The sequence below is a fragment of the Pseudomonas sp. OTU750018 genome (genome assembly GCF_011636575.1).
Lineage (GTDB): Bacteria > Pseudomonadota > Gammaproteobacteria > Pseudomonadales > Pseudomonadaceae > Aquipseudomonas > Aquipseudomonas peli.
The window spans coordinates 644,828-662,376 of the sequence record NZ_JAAPAU010000003.1 but is presented as its reverse complement, the minus strand read 5'-3'; the positions used below and the strand labels follow the sequence as shown (position 1 = coordinate 662,376).

The window sequence follows — 17,549 nt, the reverse complement described above, 5'->3', positions numbered from 1 at the left end:
GCAGCCATAAAAAAGCCGACGCATGCGTCGGCTTTTTTATGGCTTGATGGTTTCAGTCCACGTCAGGAGCCGCGATCACTCGCTTGCGCTCCGGAAAAAACAGACGCTCTAGCTCAGCCCCTGGATTGTCGGCACGCATAAACGCCTCGCCGACCAGGAAGGCAAACACCTCACTGATTTCCATCAACTCGACATCGGCACGGTTGAGGATGCCGCTCTCGGTCACCACCAGGCGGTCACGCGGAATGCGGGGCAGCAGGTCGAGGGTGGTTTCCAGGCTCAACTCGAAGGTGTGCAGGTTGCGGTTGTTGATCCCCACCAGCGGCGTATCCAGGGTTTTCAGCGCCCGCTCCAGCTCATCGCCGTCGTGCACTTCCACCAGCACATCAAGATCGAAGGCTTTAGCCGTCGCGGCCAGCTCGGCCATCTGCGCGTCTTCCAGGGCCGAGACGATCAACAGCACACAGTCGGCACCCAAGGCACGGGCTTCAACGATCTGGTACGGATCGATCATGAAATCCTTGCGAATCACCGGCAGTGAACACGCCCCACGGGCTTCCTGCAGGTAACGATCCGCGCCCTGAAAGAAATCGATATCGGTCAGCACTGACAGGCAGGTGGCGCCACCGGCCTGATAACTCTCGGCAATCTCGGCTGGCACGAACTGCTCGCGCAGCACGCCCTTGCTCGGCGAGGCTTTTTTGATTTCAGCGATCACCGCCGGCTGCTTGCGCTTGGCCTGGCTGATCAGCGCCTCGGCAAAACCGCGCACCGGATCGGCAGCACGGGCTTGCTGCTCAAGCTCGGCCAGCGAAACAACGGCGCGGCGTGCGGCGACTTCTTCAGCCTTACGCGCGAGAATCTTCTCCAGAACGGTTGGAATACTCACCCGGCATTCTCCTCTTTGAATACAGCGGTAAAGGACACCAACTCCTGCAATTTTTCCCAGGCCAGGCCAGTGTGCAAGGCGTCATGGGCCAGCTGCACGCCCTGCTTGAGACTGCTCGCCAGGTCCGCCGCATACAGAGCAGCACCGGCATTCAGGGCAATCATGTCGGCCGCTTTCTGCCCGGCTTCGGTCTTGCGCTTCGTCAGGGCATCGCGAATCAGCGCCAGCGAGGCCTCCGGGCTTTCCACCGCCAGGCCGACCAAACTCTGGCTCTTCAGCCCGAGGTCTTCCGGCAGCACTTCGTATTCGGTGATGAGCCCATCCTTCAATTCGGCGACATGGGTCGCCGACGCCAGGCTGAATTCATCCAGGCCATCGCGCGAATGCACCACCAGGATGTGTTGGCTGCCGAGGCGCTTTAGTACCTCGGCCAGCGGCCGGCACAGCGCCTGGCTGAAAACGCCCACCACCTGATGCTTGACCCCGGCCGGATTGGTCAGTGGGCCAAGCATATTGAAGAGGGTACGCAGGCCCAGCTCACGACGTGGCACGGCAGCATATTTCATCGCCGAGTGATGCACCTGGGCAAACATAAAGCCGACCCCGACGCTCTCGATACAGCGCGCCACCTGCACAGGCGTCAGACTCAGGTAGATCCCTGCAGTCTCCAGCAGATCAGCACTGCCGCTCTTGCCAGAAACGGCACGATTGCCGTGTTTGGCCACCTTGCCGCCTGCAGCCGCAACCACAAAGCTTGCCGCCGTGGAGACGTTGAAGATGTTCGCGCCATCGCCACCGGTGCCGACCACATCCACCACATGATCGAGGGTCTGCAAGTGCACATGGCTGGCCAGCTCACGCATGACCGAAACGGCACCGACGATCTCGTCGATGGTCTCGCTTTTCATGCGCATGCCCATCAGAAAGGCGCCGATCTGCGCATCCGTACACTGGCCCGTCATGATCTCGCGCATGACGTCCTGCATTTCTTCGGTGCTCAGGTCGAGCTGGTTGACCACTCGATTGAGGGCTTCCTTGATGTTCATCAGCGCTGGCCTCCTTGTTGTTTGAGGAAGTTGGCAAACAGCTCATGGCCCTGCTCGGTGAGAATCGACTCAGGGTGGAACTGCACGCCCTCAATATGCAGGGTCTTGTGGCGCAGGCCCATGATCTCATCCACCGAACCATCTTCATGCTGTGTCCAGGCGGTGATTTCCAGGCAGTCCGGCAAGGTTTCGCGCTTGACCACCAGGGAATGATAGCGGGTCACCGTCAACGGGTTGTTCAGGCCTGCAAAGACGCCCAGATCGCGGTGAAACACCGGGCTGGTCTTGCCATGCATCACCTGGCGCGCACGCACGACATCGCCGCCGAAAGCCTGGCCGATGCTCTGGTGGCCCAGGCACACACCGAGAATCGGCAGTTTGCCGGCGAAATGCATAATCGCCTCAATGGACACCCCCGCTTCGGTCGGCGTGCATGGGCCAGGCGAGACCACGATACGCTCGGGCTTAAGCGCCTCGATTTCGGCAATCGACAGTTCGTCATTGCGAATCACATGCACGTCTGCGCCCAGCTCACCCAGGTACTGCACCACGTTGTAGGTGAAGGAGTCATAGTTATCGATCATCAAAAGCATGGCGGGACTCCTCAGCGCGTGGACGGGTCAGTGACGGTTTGCTCGGCGAGCGCCACAGCACGGAACATGGCGCGACGCTTGTTCAGCGTCTCCTCCCACTCCAGCGCGGGCACCGAGTCGGCCACAATGCCGGCACCGGCCTGCACGTGCAGCTCGCCGTCTTTGATCACCGCGGTACGAATGGCGATGGCGGTGTCCATATTGCCGTTCCACGCCAGGTAGCCCACGGCGCCGCCGTAGACACCGCGCTTGACCGGCTCCAGCTCATCGATGATTTCCATCGCGCGAATCTTCGGTGCGCCAGACAAGGTGCCCGCCGGCAGAATGGCGCGCAGCGCGTCCATCGCCGTCAGGCCTTCTTTGAGGTGGCCGGTGACGTTGGAGACGATGTGCATCACATTGGAATAACGCTCGATCACCATCTTCTCAGTGAGTTTGACGCTACCGGTGCTGGCTACCCGGCCGACATCGTTACGGCCCAGGTCGATCAGCATCAGGTGCTCGGCGACTTCCTTGGCATCGGACAGCAGATCCTCTTCCAAGGCCAGGTCAGCCTCTTCATTAGCACCACGCGGGCGCGTGCCGGCAATCGGACGTACGGTGACCAGACCATCTTCCAGGCGCACCAGCACCTCCGGCGAGCTGCCGACCACGTGGAAGTCGCCGAAGTTAAAGAAGTACATATAAGGCGTCGGGTTGATGCAGCGCAGCGCGCGGTACAGATCAATCGGCGCCGCCTTGAACGGGATCGACATGCGCTGCGAGATCACCACCTGCATGCAGTCGCCGGCGAGGATGTACTCCTTGATCGCCTTAACTGCATTTTCGTAGTCATCGCGCTTGAAGCTGGAAATAAAGTCCGGCTCGGCACCGGTCGGTGCGGCCAGGTCCACACCCAGGCGCGGGGTAATCGGCTGACGCAGCTTGTGCAGGATTTCCTGCAGGCGCGCTTGGCCCTGCTCCAGCGCATCGGCATCGCTCGGATCAACCAGCACGATGGCGTGCATCTTGCCGGCCAGGTTGTCGAACACCACCACCGCATCGGACACCATCAGCAGAATGTCCGGTGTTCCCAAGGCATCGGGGTTAACGCCCTTGGCCAGTTTGGGCTCGACGTAGCGCACGCTGTCATAGCCGAAGTAGCCAACCAGGCCGCCGTTGAAGCGCGGCAAGCCTGCCAGCGTCGGTACCTTGTAGCGATCTTTGAACTGCTCGACAAAGGCCAGTGGGTCTTCGCAGTGATGACGCTCCACTTCGACACCGTCGACGCTGATGGTTACGTCATGCTCGTACGCACGCAACACGGTGCGTGCCGGCAGGCCAATGATGGAGTAACGCCCCCACTTCTCACCGCCCTGCACGGACTCCAGCAGGTAAGTGTTGGCCTCATCGGCCAGCTTCAGATAAATGGACAGCGGGGTGTCGAAATCCACCAGGGTTTCGCAGGCAACAGGAATGCGGTTATAGCCGGCAGCGGCTAAACGCAGGAATTCTTCGCGGGTCATGATCAGCCTCGTGGCTTGAGGTAATTCGGTCGAGTGCAAACGCGCCGCCTAAGCGGCCAAGATCAGATCAGGGGCGCCAGCGCCAACGGGCCAGGGCCTTGATGATTTTCATGTCGGTGCTTGCCGACCAGCGCATGCAGGTAACCACCACGAAGCTCTCTTATTTCAGGCGGGATTGAAGTTCGGTCACACTAGCGCAGGGCCGGACCCGAATCAACCCGAAAACCCCGGCAAAATCAGGGCTCAGCCGGGCGCAGCAAGCCGCTCAGACAATCCAGCACATGCGCAGGATTCTCCTCGGCAATCGGTCGGCCGTGGTTATAGCCGTAACTCAGCGCCACACAGGGCACGCCGGCAGCTCTGGCCGCCAACACATCATTACGCGAGTCACCGACAAACAACGCGTGCGCAGCGTCCACTCGGGCCAGTTGCAGCACATGCAGCAGCGCTGCCGGATCGGGTTTCTGCTGAGGGAGGGTGTCGCCGCCAACAATCCAGCGAAAATAGCCGCCCAAGCCCTTTTCATCCAACAAGGGCGCAACAAAACGCTCGGGCTTGTTGGTGACAATCGCCAGCTCCACCTGCTGCTCACGCAGCCAGTCCAGGGTCGGCTTTACACCGGCATAAACCTGAGTCAGCGCGTGGTTTTCGGCGTAATGCTGCATAAACAGCTCCAGCGCCGGCTCGGCGAGGGCATCATCTATATGCTCATGTTGCAGCCCGCCCGCCAGGGCGCGGCGTACCAGCACCCTCGCGCCATTACCGACCCAATTACGCACCTGTGCCACACCCGCAGCCGGCCGCCCCAGATCGCGCAAAGTCTTGTCGATGGCTGCGGCCAGGTCCGGTACCGAATCCACCAGGGTGCCATCCAGATCAAACATCACCAGGCGTGGCAACTCGCCCAGGAACAGTTCGCGCAGCAGACTCATCCGCGAGCCTGAGCCAATTCAGCACGCATGGCGTCGATCACCGCTTTGTAGTCCGGCTGATTGAAGATCGCCGAACCGGCGACAAAGGTGTCGGCACCGGCAGCGGCGATTTCGCGGATGTTCTGCACATTCACCCCACCGTCGATCTCTAAACGGATTTCGCGGCCAGAGGCATCGATCAGCGCGCGGGCTTCCTTGAGCTTTTCCAGGGTATGGGGAATAAATTTCTGCCCACCGAAGCCTGGGTTGACGCTCATCAACAGGATCATGTCGACCTTATCCATCACGTGCTTGAGCACATCCAGCGGGGTGGCCGGGTTGAACACCAGACCGGCCTTGCAGCCGCCGTCGCGAATCAACTGCAGCGAGCGGTCGATATGCTCAGAGGCTTCCGGGTGGAAAGTGATGTACGTGGCACCGGCCTCGATAAAGTCGCCGATGATGCGGTCAACCGGCTTGACCATCAGGTGCGCGTCGATCGGCGCGGTGATGCCGTATTTACGCAGCGCGGCGCAGACCATCGGGCCGATGGTGAGGTTGGGCACGTAGTGGTTGTCCATCACATCGAAGTGCACGATGTCGGCACCGGCGGCGAGCACCTTGTCGACTTCTTCCCCCAGGCGGGCGAAATCAGCGGAGAGAATCGACGGGGCAATGGCGAAGGGTTGCATAACGCACCTCGGTGGCATTCACGAAAGGCGCGCATTGTACCCGAGCGGATTCTCAGGCGTCGCTGGGACGATGGTCGGCAGGTGGCACGGAGGGTGGATGGCGCCTTTTCATCCACCCTACGATAACGCAGATAAGGAAAGACCCGCCGAAGCGGGTCTTTTGTGTGAGCGCTGTGGGCTTACGCCAGTTCGTCGAAGCACTCGGCGATGATCGCCAGGCCACGGTCGAGCAGGGCATCTTCAGCGGTCAACGGCACCAGCACGCGCAGGACGTTGCCGTAAGTACCACACGACAGCAGGATCAAGCCCTTCTCACGCGCCTTGGCAACAATCTGCCCGGTCAGCGCGGCATTGGGTTTGTGCACGTCGCCACCTTCGCACAGCTCCATGGCAATCATGGCGCCCAGGGCGCGCACTTCGCCGATGCTGTTGTGCTTGGCCTGAATGGCTTTGAGGCCAGTGACCAGGCGCTCGCCCACTGCTTTGCAGCGATCCAGCAGCTTCTCTTCCTCGAACACTTCCATCACGGCCAGGGCCGCGGCGCAGGCAATCGGGCTGCCGGCGTAGGTGCCACCCAAACCGCCTGGGGCGATGGCGTCCATGTATTCAGCCTTGCCGCACACGCCCGCCACCGGGAAACCGCCGGCGATGGATTTGGCAAAGGTGGTCAGGTCGGCGGCGACGCCCATCTGTTCCATGGCGAAGAAGGTTCCGGTACGGCCAGCACCGGTCTGCACTTCGTCAGCGATCAGCAGGATGCCGTGCTGATCACACAGCGCGCGCAGGCGCAGCATGAAATCTTTCGGCGCGACGTAGAAACCGCCTTCGCCCTGCACTGGCTCGATGATGATCGCGGCGATGTCGCGCGGCTCAGCATCGTTCTTGAAGATGCGCTCGATGCTGGCGATGGCGTCATCGGTGCTCACGCCATGCAGTTCACACGGGTACTGAGCGCGGAAGATACCGCCCGGCATCAGGCCCATACCGGCCGAGTACGGCACGACTTTACCGGTAAGACCCAGGGTCATCATGGTGCGGCCGTGGTAACCGCCAGTGAAGGCGATCACGCCAGCACGACCGGTGGCAGCGCGGGCGATTTTGATCGAGTTTTCCACGGCTTCGGAGCCGGTGGTGACCAGCAGGGTCTTCTTGGCGAAGTCGCCTGGCACGCGTGCGTTAACTTTCTCGCACAGCTCAACGTACGGCTCATACGCCAGCACTTGGAAGCAGGTGTGGGTCAGCTTGGTCAGTTGCTCTTGCACCGCCGCCACCACTTTCGGGTGCAGGTGGCCGGTGTTGAGCACCGCGATGCCGCCGGCGAAGTCGATAAACTCGCGGCCTTCAACGTCGGTTACGGTGGCGTTCTTTGCCGATTCAGCGAAGATCGGGTGGATCTGGCCCACGCCGCGTGGAACGGCAGCGGTGCGGCGTTGCATCAAAGATTCGTTGGTCTTGCTCATGCGATCCTCGTTAGGAGTGCAGGTTGTTCAGGAGGTGGAAAACGCGTTGCGGTCTTCCACCTTATGGATTCAGGCCACGCTTAGATTCCGAGGCACAGGTATTTGATCTCCAGGTACTCATCCAGCCCGTACTTGGAGCCTTCACGGCCCAGGCCGGAGGACTTCATCCCGCCAAACGGCGCGACCTCGGTCGAGATCACCCCGGTGTTGATGCCGACCATGCCGTACTCCAGCGCCTCGGCCACACGGAATACACGGCCCAGATCACGGGCATAGAAGTAGGCGGCCAGACCAAATTCGGTGTCGTTGGCTTGGCGAATCACTTCAGCCTCATCACTAAAGCGAAACAGCGGGGCCAGCGGACCGAAGGTTTCTTCACGGGCCACGGCCATCTCGGCCGTCACGCCGGTAACGATGGTTGGTTCAAAGAAATTCCCGCCCAAGCTATTGCCGCCCGCCAGCAGGGTCGCACCCTTTTCCAAGGCGTCGTGCAGGTGGCGTTGCACCTTGGTCACGGCGTCGGCGTTGATCAGAGGGCCGGTGGTGATGCCCTCGTCCATGCCATTGCCGACCTTGAGCTTGACCACTGCGGCTTGCAGCTTGGCGGCGAAGGCGTCATACACGCCGTCCTGAATGTACAGGCGGTTGGCGCACACGCAGGTCTGCCCGGCGTTGCGGTACTTGGAAATGATCGCCCCTTCCACGGCGGCATCCAGGTCGGCGTCATCAAAGACGATAAACGGCGCGTTGCCGCCCAGTTCCAGCGAGAGTTTCTTCAAGGTCGGCGCGCACTGCTGCATCAGTTTGATGCCCACGCCGGTGGAGCCGGTGAAGCTCAGCTTGCGCACGATGGGGTTGTCGCACAGTTCACCGCCCACCTCACGGCTGGCGTCCACATCGGCCGGGATCACGCTGAGCAAGCCCGCCGGAATGCCCGCTTGCTCAGCCAGTGCGGCCAGCGCCAGCGCGGAGAACGGCGTTTGCGGCGCAGGTTTGAGTACCATCGCGCAGCCAACGGCCAGCGCTGGGCCGGCTTTGCGGGTGATCATCGCGCTGGGAAAATTCCACGGGGTGATGGCTGCCGTCACGCCCACGGGTTCTTTTTGCACCAGGATGCGCTTATCGCCGGCATGGGCGGGAATCACATCGCCGTAGGCGCGCTTGGCTTCTTCTGCAAACCATTCGATAAACGAGGCCGCGTAGGCAATCTCGCCACGGGCCTCGGCCAAGGGTTTGCCTTGCTCGGCAGTCATGATCCGCGCCAGGTCTTCCTGGTTAGCCATGATCAGGTTGAACCATTGGCGCAGGCGATTGGCCCGTTCCTTGGCCGTCAGGGCACGCCAGGCCGGTTGAGCGGCTTGAGCAGCCTCGATAGCGCGGCGGGTTTCCGCGCGGCCCATATTGGGCACGCTGCCAATTAGCTCGCCGTTGGCAGGATTGCGAATCTCGGTGCGCGCTCCGCTGTCGGACTCGCACCAGTGGCCATTCACATAGGCCTGTTGGCGCAGCAGGCTGGGGTCATTCAATTGCAGGCTCATGGGGCTCTCTTGTTCTGGGTGGTTCAGGACGGCTGCTGGGTGCGCAGCTTCTCGCTACGGCCGCGCAGCCATTCCAGGGTCAACAGCAGGAGGATGGAGAAACCGATGAGCAGGGTCGCGGCGGCAGCGATGGTGGGCGACAGGTTCTCGCGGATGCCGCTGAACATCTGCCGTGGCAGGGTGGTTTGCTCGGGGCCGGCGAGGAACAGGGTCACCACCACTTCATCAAAGGACGTGGCAAAAGCAAACAGCGCTCCGCTGATCACCCCCGGCGCGATCAATGGCAAGGTGACACGGCGAAACGCAGTCAGCGGCGAAGCACCGAGGCTGGCGGCCGCACGCACCAGGTTGTAGTTGAACCCTTGCAGGGTGGCCGACACGGTGATGATGACAAACGGCACACCGAGCACCGCGTGCACCACGATCAGTGACAGGTAGCTGTTGCCCAGACCCAGCGGTGCGAAAAACAGGTAGCTGGCCACCCCGACGATTACCACCGGCACCACCATGGGCGAAATCAGCAGACTCATCACCAGGGCCTTGCCACGAAACTCGCCACGGGTCAGGCCAATCGCGGCCAACGTGCCGAACACCATCGCCAGCAGTGTGGCGGCCGGGGCGATGATCAAGCTGTTTTTCAGCGAGCGCATCCACTCAGCCGAGGTGAAGAAGTCCTCATACCAGCGCAGAGAGAATCCCTGCAGCGGGTACACCAGAAAGCTGCCGGAGTTGAACGACAGCGGGATGATCACCAACACGGGCAGAATCAGAAACAGCAACACCAACGCACAGAGGGTGCGCTGGCTGTAGTGCCAGATGCGCTCGATGGGGGACATATACGGGCTGAGCATGACGGTTTACTCCAGGTGAGCATTCAGCTCCCCTCGCCCACTCAACGGGCGAGGGATATTCATAGACCTGCGGCGCAGGCTGTTCTTAGGCCAGGCGCAACTTGCTGGCACCGACCAACCAGCTGTACACCACGTACAGCACCAGCGTGGCAGTCAGCAGCAGGCCGCCGAGGGCAGTGGCCATGCCCCAGTTGATCGAACTGTTGGTGTAGAAGGCGACGAAGTAGCTGATCATCTGATCGTTCGGGCTGCCCAGCAGTGCCGGGGTGATGTAGTAGCCAATCGACAGGATGAACACCAACAGGCACCCAGCGCCGACGCCAGCCAGGGTCTGCGGAAAGTACACCCGCCAGAAGCTGGCGAACGGGTGACAGCCCAGCGAAACCGCCGCACGCATGTAGGTGGGCGAAATGCCCTTCATCACGCTGTAGATCGGCAAAATCATGAAGGGCAGCATGATGTGCACCATGGCGATGTAGACGCCGCTGCGGTTGAACACCAACTGCATGGGTTCATCAATGATGCCGACCGACATCAACGCGCTGTTGATCAGCCCACCTGACTGCAGCAGCACGATCCACGCGGCGACCCGCACCAGAATCGAGGTCCAGAACGGCAGCAGCACCAGGATCATCAACAGGTTGCTTTGCCGGGTCGGCAGAATCGCCAGCAGGTAGGCCAGCGGATACGCCAACACCAGGCAGATGGCGGTAATCACCAGGCTCATCCAGAAGGTACGAGTGAAGATATCCAGGTAAATAGCTTGATCCGGCGTGGCACTGGCCAACTCGCCCAGGTCATCAACCCGGTGGTCCAGCGCGGCCAGCAGGTAGTAAGGCGTCAGGCTGCTGGTGTTGCGGCGCACCACCTGCCAGTAAGCGGGGTCACCCCAACGCTCATCCAGGGCTTCGAGCGCCGCTTTGTAAGATTCGGGTTCATCCGCAAACGGCAGCTTGCGCGCGGTGCTGTTGATCAGGCTGCGGTAGCCCGCCAGCTCCATGTTCAGGCGTTTGGACACGTCGCCTAATACCCGCTGCTGACGCGCCTCAGCAATATCGAGGGCCATGGCGCGGTAGACCGCCTCATCGGGCAACCCGCGACCGTCCCACGCCTCAATCGCGGCCACGGTTTGCGGCAGGCTGCTGACCACTTCGGGGTTATCCACACTGCGCCACAACAGCGCCACGATAGGCACGATAAAGGTCAGCAGCAGGAAGATCACCAGCGGCAGAATCAACGCCTTGGACTTCAGGCGGTTGAACCGTTCGGCGCGCGCCAACTTCTGTTTGAGGCTGGGGCCGGCCCCTTGCAAATCGGTATCAGTGGCGGACAGGACACTGGCCATGAACAACTCCGCAAACAGGTGTCGCCCACAGGCGACGAAGAATTCAGGTCGCCCAGCCGGTTACAGGCCGGCCAGGCGCGAGGTCACACACTCAGTTACGCGCGGCCCAAGCATTGAAGCGCTGCTCCAGCTGCTCGCCGTAGTCGGCCCAGAACACCACATCGATGGCCACTTGATCCTTGATGTTCTCCGGGGTGGTCGGCATCACGTTCAGGCGCTCAGGGGCCAGCAGATCAATGGCTTGTTTGTTGGCCGGACCGTAGGCGATGTTCTCGGAAAAGACTTTCTGCGCCTCGGGCTGTACCGAGAACGCGATAAATTCCTTAGCCACTTCCTGGTTATTCGCCCCACGCGGGATGGCCCAGGAGTCGAAGTCATAAATGCCGCCGGTCCACACCACTTGCAGGTTGCTCTCGGCTTGCACGGCAGCGATACGGCCGTTGTAGGCCGAGCTCATCACCACATCACCCGAGGCCAGGTACTGCGGAGGCTGTGCGCCGGCTTCCCACCATTGGATATGCGGTTTGAGCTCATCGAGCTTGCGGAAGGCCCGGTCAACCCCATCACGGGTGGCCAGCACCTTGTACACCTCGGCCGGGGCAACACCGTCCGCCATCAGGGCAAATTCCAGGGTGTATTTCGCACCCTTGCGCAGGCCACGCTTGCCGGGGAACTGCTTAACGTCCCAGAAGTCCGTCCAACCGGTTGGTGCCTTGGCCAGTTTGTCGGCGTTGTACGCCAGCACGGTGGACCAGACAAAGAAGCCTACGCCGCATGGCTGAATGGCGCCTTTGACGAAGTTGCTCTGGTCGCCGAACTGGGCCGGGTCTAGGGTCTCGAACAGGCCTTCGTCGCAGCCTCGGGCCAGCTCAGGCGACTCCACTTCCACCAGGTTCCAGCTCACGCTGTTGGTGTCGACCATGGCTTTGACACGGGCCATTTCGCCGTTGTACTCGCCGGCGAGGATCTTGTTACCTGTGGCTTTTTCAAAGGGTTCGTAAAAGGCTTTAACTTGCGCATCCTTGCTCGCGCCACCGAACGAAATGGCGGTCAGGTCCACCGCCAGGGCGGGCATTGCGCAGGCCACGCCAGCGGCCAGGGCCGCGAGTTTCAGGGATTTCATCATTGTTGTTAGCTCCTCTGTGTCACTTGGGACGGGTTAGTGTTCGGTCAGTCGGCCTGCAGCGGGTCGAGGGCGCGGGCGTGCTCGACATGCCAGCCCAACGGCACCAGATCGCCCACCGCGAGGTTGGCATCCAGCTCGGCCACGGGCTGCTTGACGTAGAAATCCTGTTTGCCACACACCTCCATGCGGATACGCACGTGGTCGCCCAGGTAGATGAACTCGGCCACACGCCCGGAGAAACGGTTGCGGCAGGCATCGCTGTGGCCATTGAGGCGCACGCGCTCAGGACGAATTGACAGGGTTACGGACTCCCCCAGCGCACCGACGTTGACCGCCAGCGCCTCAACCTGCTCACCACGGGCCAGGCCAACCACGCAGCGTTCACCGTCGCGGCTGATCAGCTGGCCGCTGATGCGGTTGTTCTCACCGATAAAGTTGGCGACAAAGGTGTTGCTCGGCTGCTCATAGAGGGTCCGCGGATCAGCGATCTGCTGGATCTCGCCTTGGTGGAACACCGCCACGCGGTCCGACATGGTCAGCGCCTCGCCCTGGTCGTGGGTGACGTACACCACGGTCACGCCCAAGCGTTGGTGCAGGTGCTTGATCTCCATCTGCATGTGCTCGCGCAGTTGCTTGTCCAGCGCGCCGAGGGGTTCGTCCATCAGCACCAGTTGCGGCTCGAAGACCAAGGCGCGGGCCAACGCCACACGCTGCTGCTGACCACCGGACAGCTGGCCGGGGTAGCGGTTACGGAAGCTGTCGAGCTGCACCATGGATAGCGCTTTCTTCACCCGTTCGGTGCTGTCGGTGCGCGACAAACCGCGCACGCTAAGCGGAAAGGCCAGGTTTTCGGAAACGGTCATATGGGGGAACAAGGCGTAGTTCTGAAACACCATGCCGATGTCACGCTTGTGCGGCGGTAGGCGATTGAGCGAGCGACCGTCGAGCAGAATCTCGCCAGCCGTGGGGGTTTCGAAACCGGCCAGCATCATCAGGCTGGTGGTTTTACCCGAACCGGACGGCCCCAGCAGGGTGAGAAACTCGCCCTTGCGGATATCCAGATTGAGATCTTTGACGATCAGGTTTTCGCCGTCGTAGCTTTTTTGCACACCACGAAAGCTCACCAATACATCGTTTGCCTGAGACCCGCTCATCGCCACACCCTTGTTGTTGTCTGCACGCTGATGGCACAAGACTAGGGGGGTTAAAGCGGGGGCATAATCGGGCTGGATGACAACCTGCTGTCAGGCAGCAGGAGAACCTTCTGTAGGAATTGCCCTACAAAAACCAGCCCTCACTCAGCGCGCACAGAAGTCGTGCGCACGCCACGCCGGCCGGGCCTTGCAAGCCGGGCAAGGACACATCAAAGCATCCTTAAAGCACCGTTTTAGAGCAGTTTATGCTCCATGGCATAGCGCACCAGGTCTGCCACCGAGTGCAGCCCGAGCTTCTGCATCAGCCGCGCTTTGTGGGTGCTGACGGTCTTGTTGCTGACGGCCAGGTGCAGGGCAATGTCATTGACCCCTTCACCGCGCACCAGCCGCTCGAACACGGAAAACTCACGCTCGGACAGCTGCACATGGGGTGGGCGTGAATCCGTCAGGCCCACCTCAAAGACCATGCGGTCGGCCAGTTCCGGATCAATGTAACGGCCGCCACTGGCCACCTTGCGGATGGCGGCGATCAGCAGCGCCGGATCGCTGTCCTTGGTCGCGTAACCGGCCGCTCCGATCTTCAACGCACGCGCCGCCATCTGCGCTTCATCGTGCATGGACAGCACCAAAATCGCCGGTGGCCGCAGCAGCGCCCGGATCCGCGGAATGGCCTCAAGGCCGTTGACGCCGGGCATGGAAATATCCAGCAGCACCACATCGCACTCAACCTTGCGTAAGGTCTCCAGCAACTGCTCGCCATTGCTCGCCTCCCCCACTACCTCAAGGTCGCGCGCCATACCAATCAGCTGCTTGATGCCTTCACGCACGATGGCGTGGTCTTCTGCCACCAATACCCGAATCACGTCAGTGCCTCCTCATCCAGCGCCACATGCGCCAGCAGCGTAGTGCCCTCGCCTGGCTGGCTGTCAATCTGTAACCGCCCGCCCAACATAAATACCCGTTCCTGCATGCCAACCAGGCCGAACGATTGCCCGGCTTTGCGGGGTACCTGCGCAAAGCCCTTACCGTCGTCAATCACACACAGGCACAGCTCGCCCTGCTCAACGCGCAAGTAAACCTGCACGCTGTGCGCACCGGCGTGGCGCATCACGTTGGTCAGTGCCTCCTGCAAGATGCGGAACAAGCCAATAGCCTTGGCATCGCTGAGTGGCGGCAGGTGGTCGGGCACCTCCACCAGGCAGGGAATCTGGGTGCGCGCTTCAAAGCGGCGCACCTGCCATTCGATGGCCGAGGCAATGCCTGCATCCAGAATCGGCGGGCGCAATGCCGTGGCCACATCGCGGACCAACTGGAACAGATTAGCGATCAGCTTTTTCATGCTGGTCAGACGCTCATCTAGGCCCGCGACCTGGCCGGCAAAGGCCAGCTCACACATGGCGGTTTCCAGCTTGAGCACGGTCAGCACCTGGCCGAGCTCGTCGTGCACTTCGCGGGCAATCCGGGCTTTTTCTTCCTCGCGGACGCTTTCCAGGTGGGCCGCCAGTTCGCGCAGGTGGGCACGGGACTCAGCCAACGCTAGCTCGACCTGCTTATTCTCGGTGATGTCCCAGACGATGCCGTCCCACACCACCCGCCCTTCGCCCAAACTACGCGCTGTGGCCTTGATGTCAGCCCAGCGCAGCTCGCCGTCGCGAGTCAGAATGCGGCCCTGCCATTGCCAATCGCAGTCGCCCAGCAGCGCGGCATCCTGGGTCTGGTGATAGCGCGCTTGATCGTCAGGGTGGACCAGGCTGCGGATGCCACGGTCTTCGCGCTGCAACTCGGCCGCTGGATAGCCCACCAACTCCAGGCTGGCTTCGCTGATGTAGGCAAACTCCACCGGTTGCTCGGCGCTGGCCCGCTCCAGCCGGAACACCAGCCCCGGCACGTTGCCGGCAATCCCTTTGAGGCGCGCTTCGCTTTCCTGCAAGGCGGCCTGTGCGCGGCGCCGTTCGGTGACATCAGTGATAAAAACCACGAGGTATTCCGATTGGTCAAAGCGCAAAAAGCTCAATGACACATCCACCGGCAAGCGGCTGCCATCGGCGCGCTGACAGTCGATCTCAAAGCCAGGCAAAGGCTCCTGGCTGCCACGAGCCTGCCGCCAGAGAGTCAACCAACGGTCCATGCTCAGCGCAGGTTCCAGTTGCACCAGCGGCATGTCGACCAACGCGTCGCGGCAATAGCCCAGCATGCGTTCAGCCGCCAGGTTGGCATAACGCACATGGCTGTCCCAATTGACCCAGAGAATGCCCACGGTGCTGTTATCAATCGAGAACTGGCTCAGCCGCAGCGCCTGCTCGGCAGCCTCGCGCTGGCTCAGCACTGCGCGAGCGTCCAGCAACTGACGCTCCAGGCTGCGGCGCTGCAGTAACAGGTAGCGGACAATCGCGGCCAGCGTCAGCAGGATGAGACCGAGAAACACACTGACGCCTTTCCAGAACGCCAGTGGGTTGCCCAACTGACGCGTTGACAGGGGAAACCAGCGCGCTTGCAGCTGCTCAAGCTCTCCACCAGGCAACGCTTGTAAGGTGCGCTGGAGAATATCGGCGAGCAGCGGTGCATCGCGGCGACTGCCAATGCGCAGCAACTGCGGCAAGCCAATGTCACCGATGATGCTCAAGCCGGCAAACTGGGTTTCACGCAGCAACAAGCTCAGCCGCGCCTCGTCTACCACCGCGTAACTGACCTCTTGGCGCAACAACAGATCCAGCGCCTCACGTTCATTTCCCACCGGCTGCAACTGCACATTGCTGTGCGTTACGCGCAGGTATTCCTGTACGGCACTGGGCGCACGCACAGCAACTTTTTCATCGCGGCCGATTCGGTCTAGGTCCACCGCACTGCTGCCGCGCCGCTCGCCCACTACCAGATGCGGTACGCGCAAGTACGGATCAGAAAAGCGCCAACGCCTTAGGCCTTGCGGGGTTTGTTGCAGACCGGGGGCCAGGTCGACTTCGCCGCGTTGCAGGGCGGCTTCCAGCGCGTCCTGGTCGGCAAAACGTAGCCACTGCCCTTGCACACCCATGCCTTGCAGCAGGCGATTCATCAGGTCCACGTTGGCACCTGATAGGCGCTGCTGGCGGCGATCAAATTGCGCCCAGGGCGCCTGCATCACCAGACCAACCCGCAGGGTTTGGTGATCGCTCAGCCACGCACGCTGCTCGGCGCTATAGGCCGGCCTCAGGGGCAACACATTACTCTCGGCCGCGCACAGCAGCGCCGGCCACAGTAAAAGAACAATCAACAGGCGCTTCAACGCAACCACACTCCACAGGGGGGAAACGACCGAGCAGGATCCAGCAACCCTTACCTTACTCCAGTCCTGAAGGGCTTAGAGCTATTCAGCCCTGACAAAGGCACGCCCAGGTATTAGGCTTCAGTGGCCTGCCCCGAGAAGGAATGCCTGATGCGCCGCGTTAGCCCCACATGGCCCACCCTGTTCAGCCTGCTCTTAGCACTGCTGCTGGTTCACCCCCTGCAGGCTGAGGAGAGCGACAGCGCCACCCCTGAAGCCAGCCCAGAGACTCCCGCCGAGACACCTCGCGCGCCCCTGCCCGAACGCAGCGAAGTGGACGCAACGGCGCTGGAGCAACGGGTGGAGCAGAAGGAGCAGCAACAGCTGAAGGCGGGCGAGGAACCCTTTCTGGCACTCTGGCTGCCAGCCAACGTGGCCGAGCCCAGCGGCGCGGTGATTATTGTCCCGGGCGATGATGAGAGTGCCGACTGGCCACAAGGCGTCGGTCCCCTGCGCAGCAAATTACCCAATGGTGGCTGGCACAGCTTAAGCCTGACCCTGCCCGACCCCAACAGTGATGCACCGCCAGTGCGCATCGCCGAACCAGTGCCCACCGAAGAGCCCGCCGCCGATGCCGCGCCAACGCCAGCAGAGAACGCGGCCGAGAACAGCCCTGCGGCAGATGAAGCCGCTGCGAAAACCACCGACAGCCCGCTCGACAGCGCCGAAACAGCGGAAACTAAACTGAAAGCCATTGAGGAACAGCGCAAGGCGCATGCCGAGCGCGTTTTGGCACGTATCGAGGCGGCTATCGGCTTTGCCGAACAACAACAAGCCCAGCGCATTGTGTTGCTCGGTCATGGCAGTGGCGCTTACTGGGCTGCACGCTACTTGGCAGAGCGCAAGCCTGATCAAATCAAAAACTTGCTGCTGGTCGCCGCACAGCTGCCTGCAGGCTACACCCCGCCGCTTGATGAGTTGATCCCACAACTGCAACTGGCCACTGGCGACTTCTACTACAAGGACCTCGCCACCGACCGACAAGCCGCACTCAAACGCTCGCAAGCCAGCAAACGCCAGAAACATCCCAGCTACATACAGATCGCCATGAAAGCTTTGCCGGGCAACCGCGAAGCCGAACAAGAGCAGCTCTACCGTCGTATTCGGGGCTGGCTGACGCTGAAACTGGAGGCAAAGTAGC

Annotated in this window: 15 protein-coding genes; 1 reads left to right on the top strand and 14 read right to left on the bottom strand. The window is 61.6% G+C overall.

Translation table 11 applies throughout. From position 1 onward, the window contains the following. Positions 1-52 precede the first annotated feature (52 nt). From trpC to HCI85_RS18550, 14 genes are all read right to left on the bottom strand, one after another. Complete coding sequence (gene trpC, locus HCI85_RS18615; RefSeq protein WP_090256092.1) at positions 53-889, bottom strand: indole-3-glycerol phosphate synthase TrpC; 837 nt, start codon at positions 887-889, stop codon at positions 53-55. After that, on the bottom strand, positions 886-1,935 hold the full coding sequence (gene trpD, locus HCI85_RS18610) for an anthranilate phosphoribosyltransferase (protein ID WP_167147014.1): 1,050 nt from the start codon (positions 1,933-1,935) through the stop codon (positions 886-888). The genes trpC and trpD overlap by 4 nt, the downstream gene beginning before the upstream one ends. Continuing rightward, positions 1,935-2,528: an aminodeoxychorismate/anthranilate synthase component II gene (locus HCI85_RS18605; protein WP_090256090.1), complete on the bottom strand. Its 594-nt coding sequence runs from the start codon at positions 2,526-2,528 to the stop codon at positions 1,935-1,937. Before HCI85_RS18605 ends, trpD begins: the two co-directional genes overlap by 1 nt. 11 nt (positions 2,529-2,539) lie before the next feature. Then, positions 2,540-4,033 carry an anthranilate synthase component I gene (gene trpE, locus HCI85_RS18600; RefSeq protein ID WP_167147011.1) on the bottom strand — a complete coding sequence of 498 codons (1,494 nt, stop codon included), beginning with the start codon at positions 4,031-4,033 and terminating at the stop codon, positions 2,540-2,542. 236 nt (positions 4,034-4,269) lie between these two features. Beyond that, positions 4,270-4,965, bottom strand: a complete 696-nt coding sequence (locus HCI85_RS18595) for a phosphoglycolate phosphatase (RefSeq protein WP_167147008.1) — start codon at positions 4,963-4,965, stop codon at positions 4,270-4,272. Further along, a complete protein-coding gene (rpe, locus tag HCI85_RS18590; protein ID WP_167147006.1) occupies positions 4,962-5,636 on the bottom strand; it encodes a ribulose-phosphate 3-epimerase in 675 nt (224 codons plus the stop codon). Before rpe ends, HCI85_RS18595 begins: the two co-directional genes overlap by 4 nt. A 179-nt stretch (positions 5,637-5,815) precedes the next feature. Then, positions 5,816-7,096 carry a 4-aminobutyrate--2-oxoglutarate transaminase gene (gene gabT / locus HCI85_RS18585; protein WP_167147003.1) on the bottom strand — a complete coding sequence of 427 codons (1,281 nt, stop codon included), beginning with the start codon at positions 7,094-7,096 and terminating at the stop codon, positions 5,816-5,818. 80 nt (positions 7,097-7,176) lie between these two features. After that, complete coding sequence (gene gabD / locus HCI85_RS18580) at positions 7,177-8,628, bottom strand: NADP-dependent succinate-semialdehyde dehydrogenase (RefSeq protein ID WP_176600654.1); 1,452 nt, start codon at positions 8,626-8,628, stop codon at positions 7,177-7,179. Between the two features lie 29 nt (positions 8,629-8,657). Next, positions 8,658-9,485, bottom strand: coding sequence for an ABC transporter permease (locus HCI85_RS18575; RefSeq protein WP_167146997.1), 828 nt, complete (start codon positions 9,483-9,485; stop codon positions 8,658-8,660). Positions 9,486-9,570: 85 nt separating this feature from the next. Further along, a complete protein-coding gene (locus tag HCI85_RS18570) occupies positions 9,571-10,830 on the bottom strand; it encodes an ABC transporter permease (protein WP_160089416.1) in 1,260 nt (419 codons plus the stop codon). A 91-nt stretch (positions 10,831-10,921) separates the two neighbouring features. Further along, positions 10,922-11,956 carry an ABC transporter substrate-binding protein gene (locus tag HCI85_RS18565; protein WP_167146994.1) on the bottom strand — a complete coding sequence of 345 codons (1,035 nt, stop codon included), beginning with the start codon at positions 11,954-11,956 and terminating at the stop codon, positions 10,922-10,924. Positions 11,957-12,000: 44 nt separating this feature from the next. After that, on the bottom strand, positions 12,001-13,110 hold the full coding sequence (locus tag HCI85_RS18560) for an ABC transporter ATP-binding protein (RefSeq protein WP_167146991.1): 1,110 nt from the start codon (positions 13,108-13,110) through the stop codon (positions 12,001-12,003). Between the two features lie 233 nt (positions 13,111-13,343). Next, the gene (locus tag HCI85_RS18555) at positions 13,344-13,973 is read right to left on the bottom strand and encodes a response regulator (RefSeq protein WP_160089422.1); all 630 of its coding nucleotides are present in this window, start codon (positions 13,971-13,973) and stop codon (positions 13,344-13,346) included. Continuing rightward, the gene (locus HCI85_RS18550; protein WP_446730797.1) at positions 13,970-16,342 is read right to left on the bottom strand and encodes a PAS domain-containing sensor histidine kinase; all 2,373 of its coding nucleotides are present in this window, start codon (positions 16,340-16,342) and stop codon (positions 13,970-13,972) included. Before HCI85_RS18550 ends, HCI85_RS18555 begins: the two co-directional genes overlap by 4 nt. A gap of 177 nt (positions 16,343-16,519) precedes the next feature. Here HCI85_RS18550 and HCI85_RS18545 point away from each other — a divergent pair, with 177 nt between their 5' ends. After that, positions 16,520-17,548, top strand: coding sequence for an alpha/beta hydrolase family protein (locus tag HCI85_RS18545; RefSeq protein WP_167146983.1), 1,029 nt, complete (start codon positions 16,520-16,522; stop codon positions 17,546-17,548). The last annotated feature ends 1 nt before the right edge of the window (position 17,549 follow it).

Excerpts from the sequence above, each read along its gene's own strand:
- trpD (WP_167147014.1), bottom strand. The coding sequence starts at position 1,935 with ATGAACATCAAGGAAGCCCTCAATCGAGTGGTCAACCAGCTCGACCTG.
- HCI85_RS18605 (WP_090256090.1), bottom strand. The coding sequence starts at position 2,528 with ATGCTTTTGATGATCGATAACTATGACTCCTTCACCTACAACGTGGTG.
- trpE (WP_167147011.1), bottom strand. The coding sequence starts at position 4,033 with ATGACCCGCGAAGAATTCCTGCGTTTAGCCGCTGCCGGCTATAACCGC.
- HCI85_RS18595 (WP_167147008.1), bottom strand. The coding sequence starts at position 4,965 with ATGAGTCTGCTGCGCGAACTGTTCCTGGGCGAGTTGCCACGCCTGGTG.
- rpe (WP_167147006.1), bottom strand. The coding sequence starts at position 5,636 with ATGCAACCCTTCGCCATTGCCCCGTCGATTCTCTCCGCTGATTTCGCC.
- gabT (WP_167147003.1), bottom strand. The coding sequence starts at position 7,096 with ATGAGCAAGACCAACGAATCTTTGATGCAACGCCGCACCGCTGCCGTT.
- HCI85_RS18575 (WP_167146997.1), bottom strand. The coding sequence starts at position 9,485 with ATGCTCAGCCCGTATATGTCCCCCATCGAGCGCATCTGGCACTACAGC.
- HCI85_RS18570 (WP_160089416.1), bottom strand. The coding sequence starts at position 10,830 with ATGGCCAGTGTCCTGTCCGCCACTGATACCGATTTGCAAGGGGCCGGC.
- HCI85_RS18565 (WP_167146994.1), bottom strand. The coding sequence starts at position 11,956 with ATGATGAAATCCCTGAAACTCGCGGCCCTGGCCGCTGGCGTGGCCTGC.
- HCI85_RS18560 (WP_167146991.1), bottom strand. The coding sequence starts at position 13,110 with ATGAGCGGGTCTCAGGCAAACGATGTATTGGTGAGCTTTCGTGGTGTG.
- HCI85_RS18545 (WP_167146983.1), top strand. The coding sequence starts at position 16,520 with ATGCGCCGCGTTAGCCCCACATGGCCCACCCTGTTCAGCCTGCTCTTA.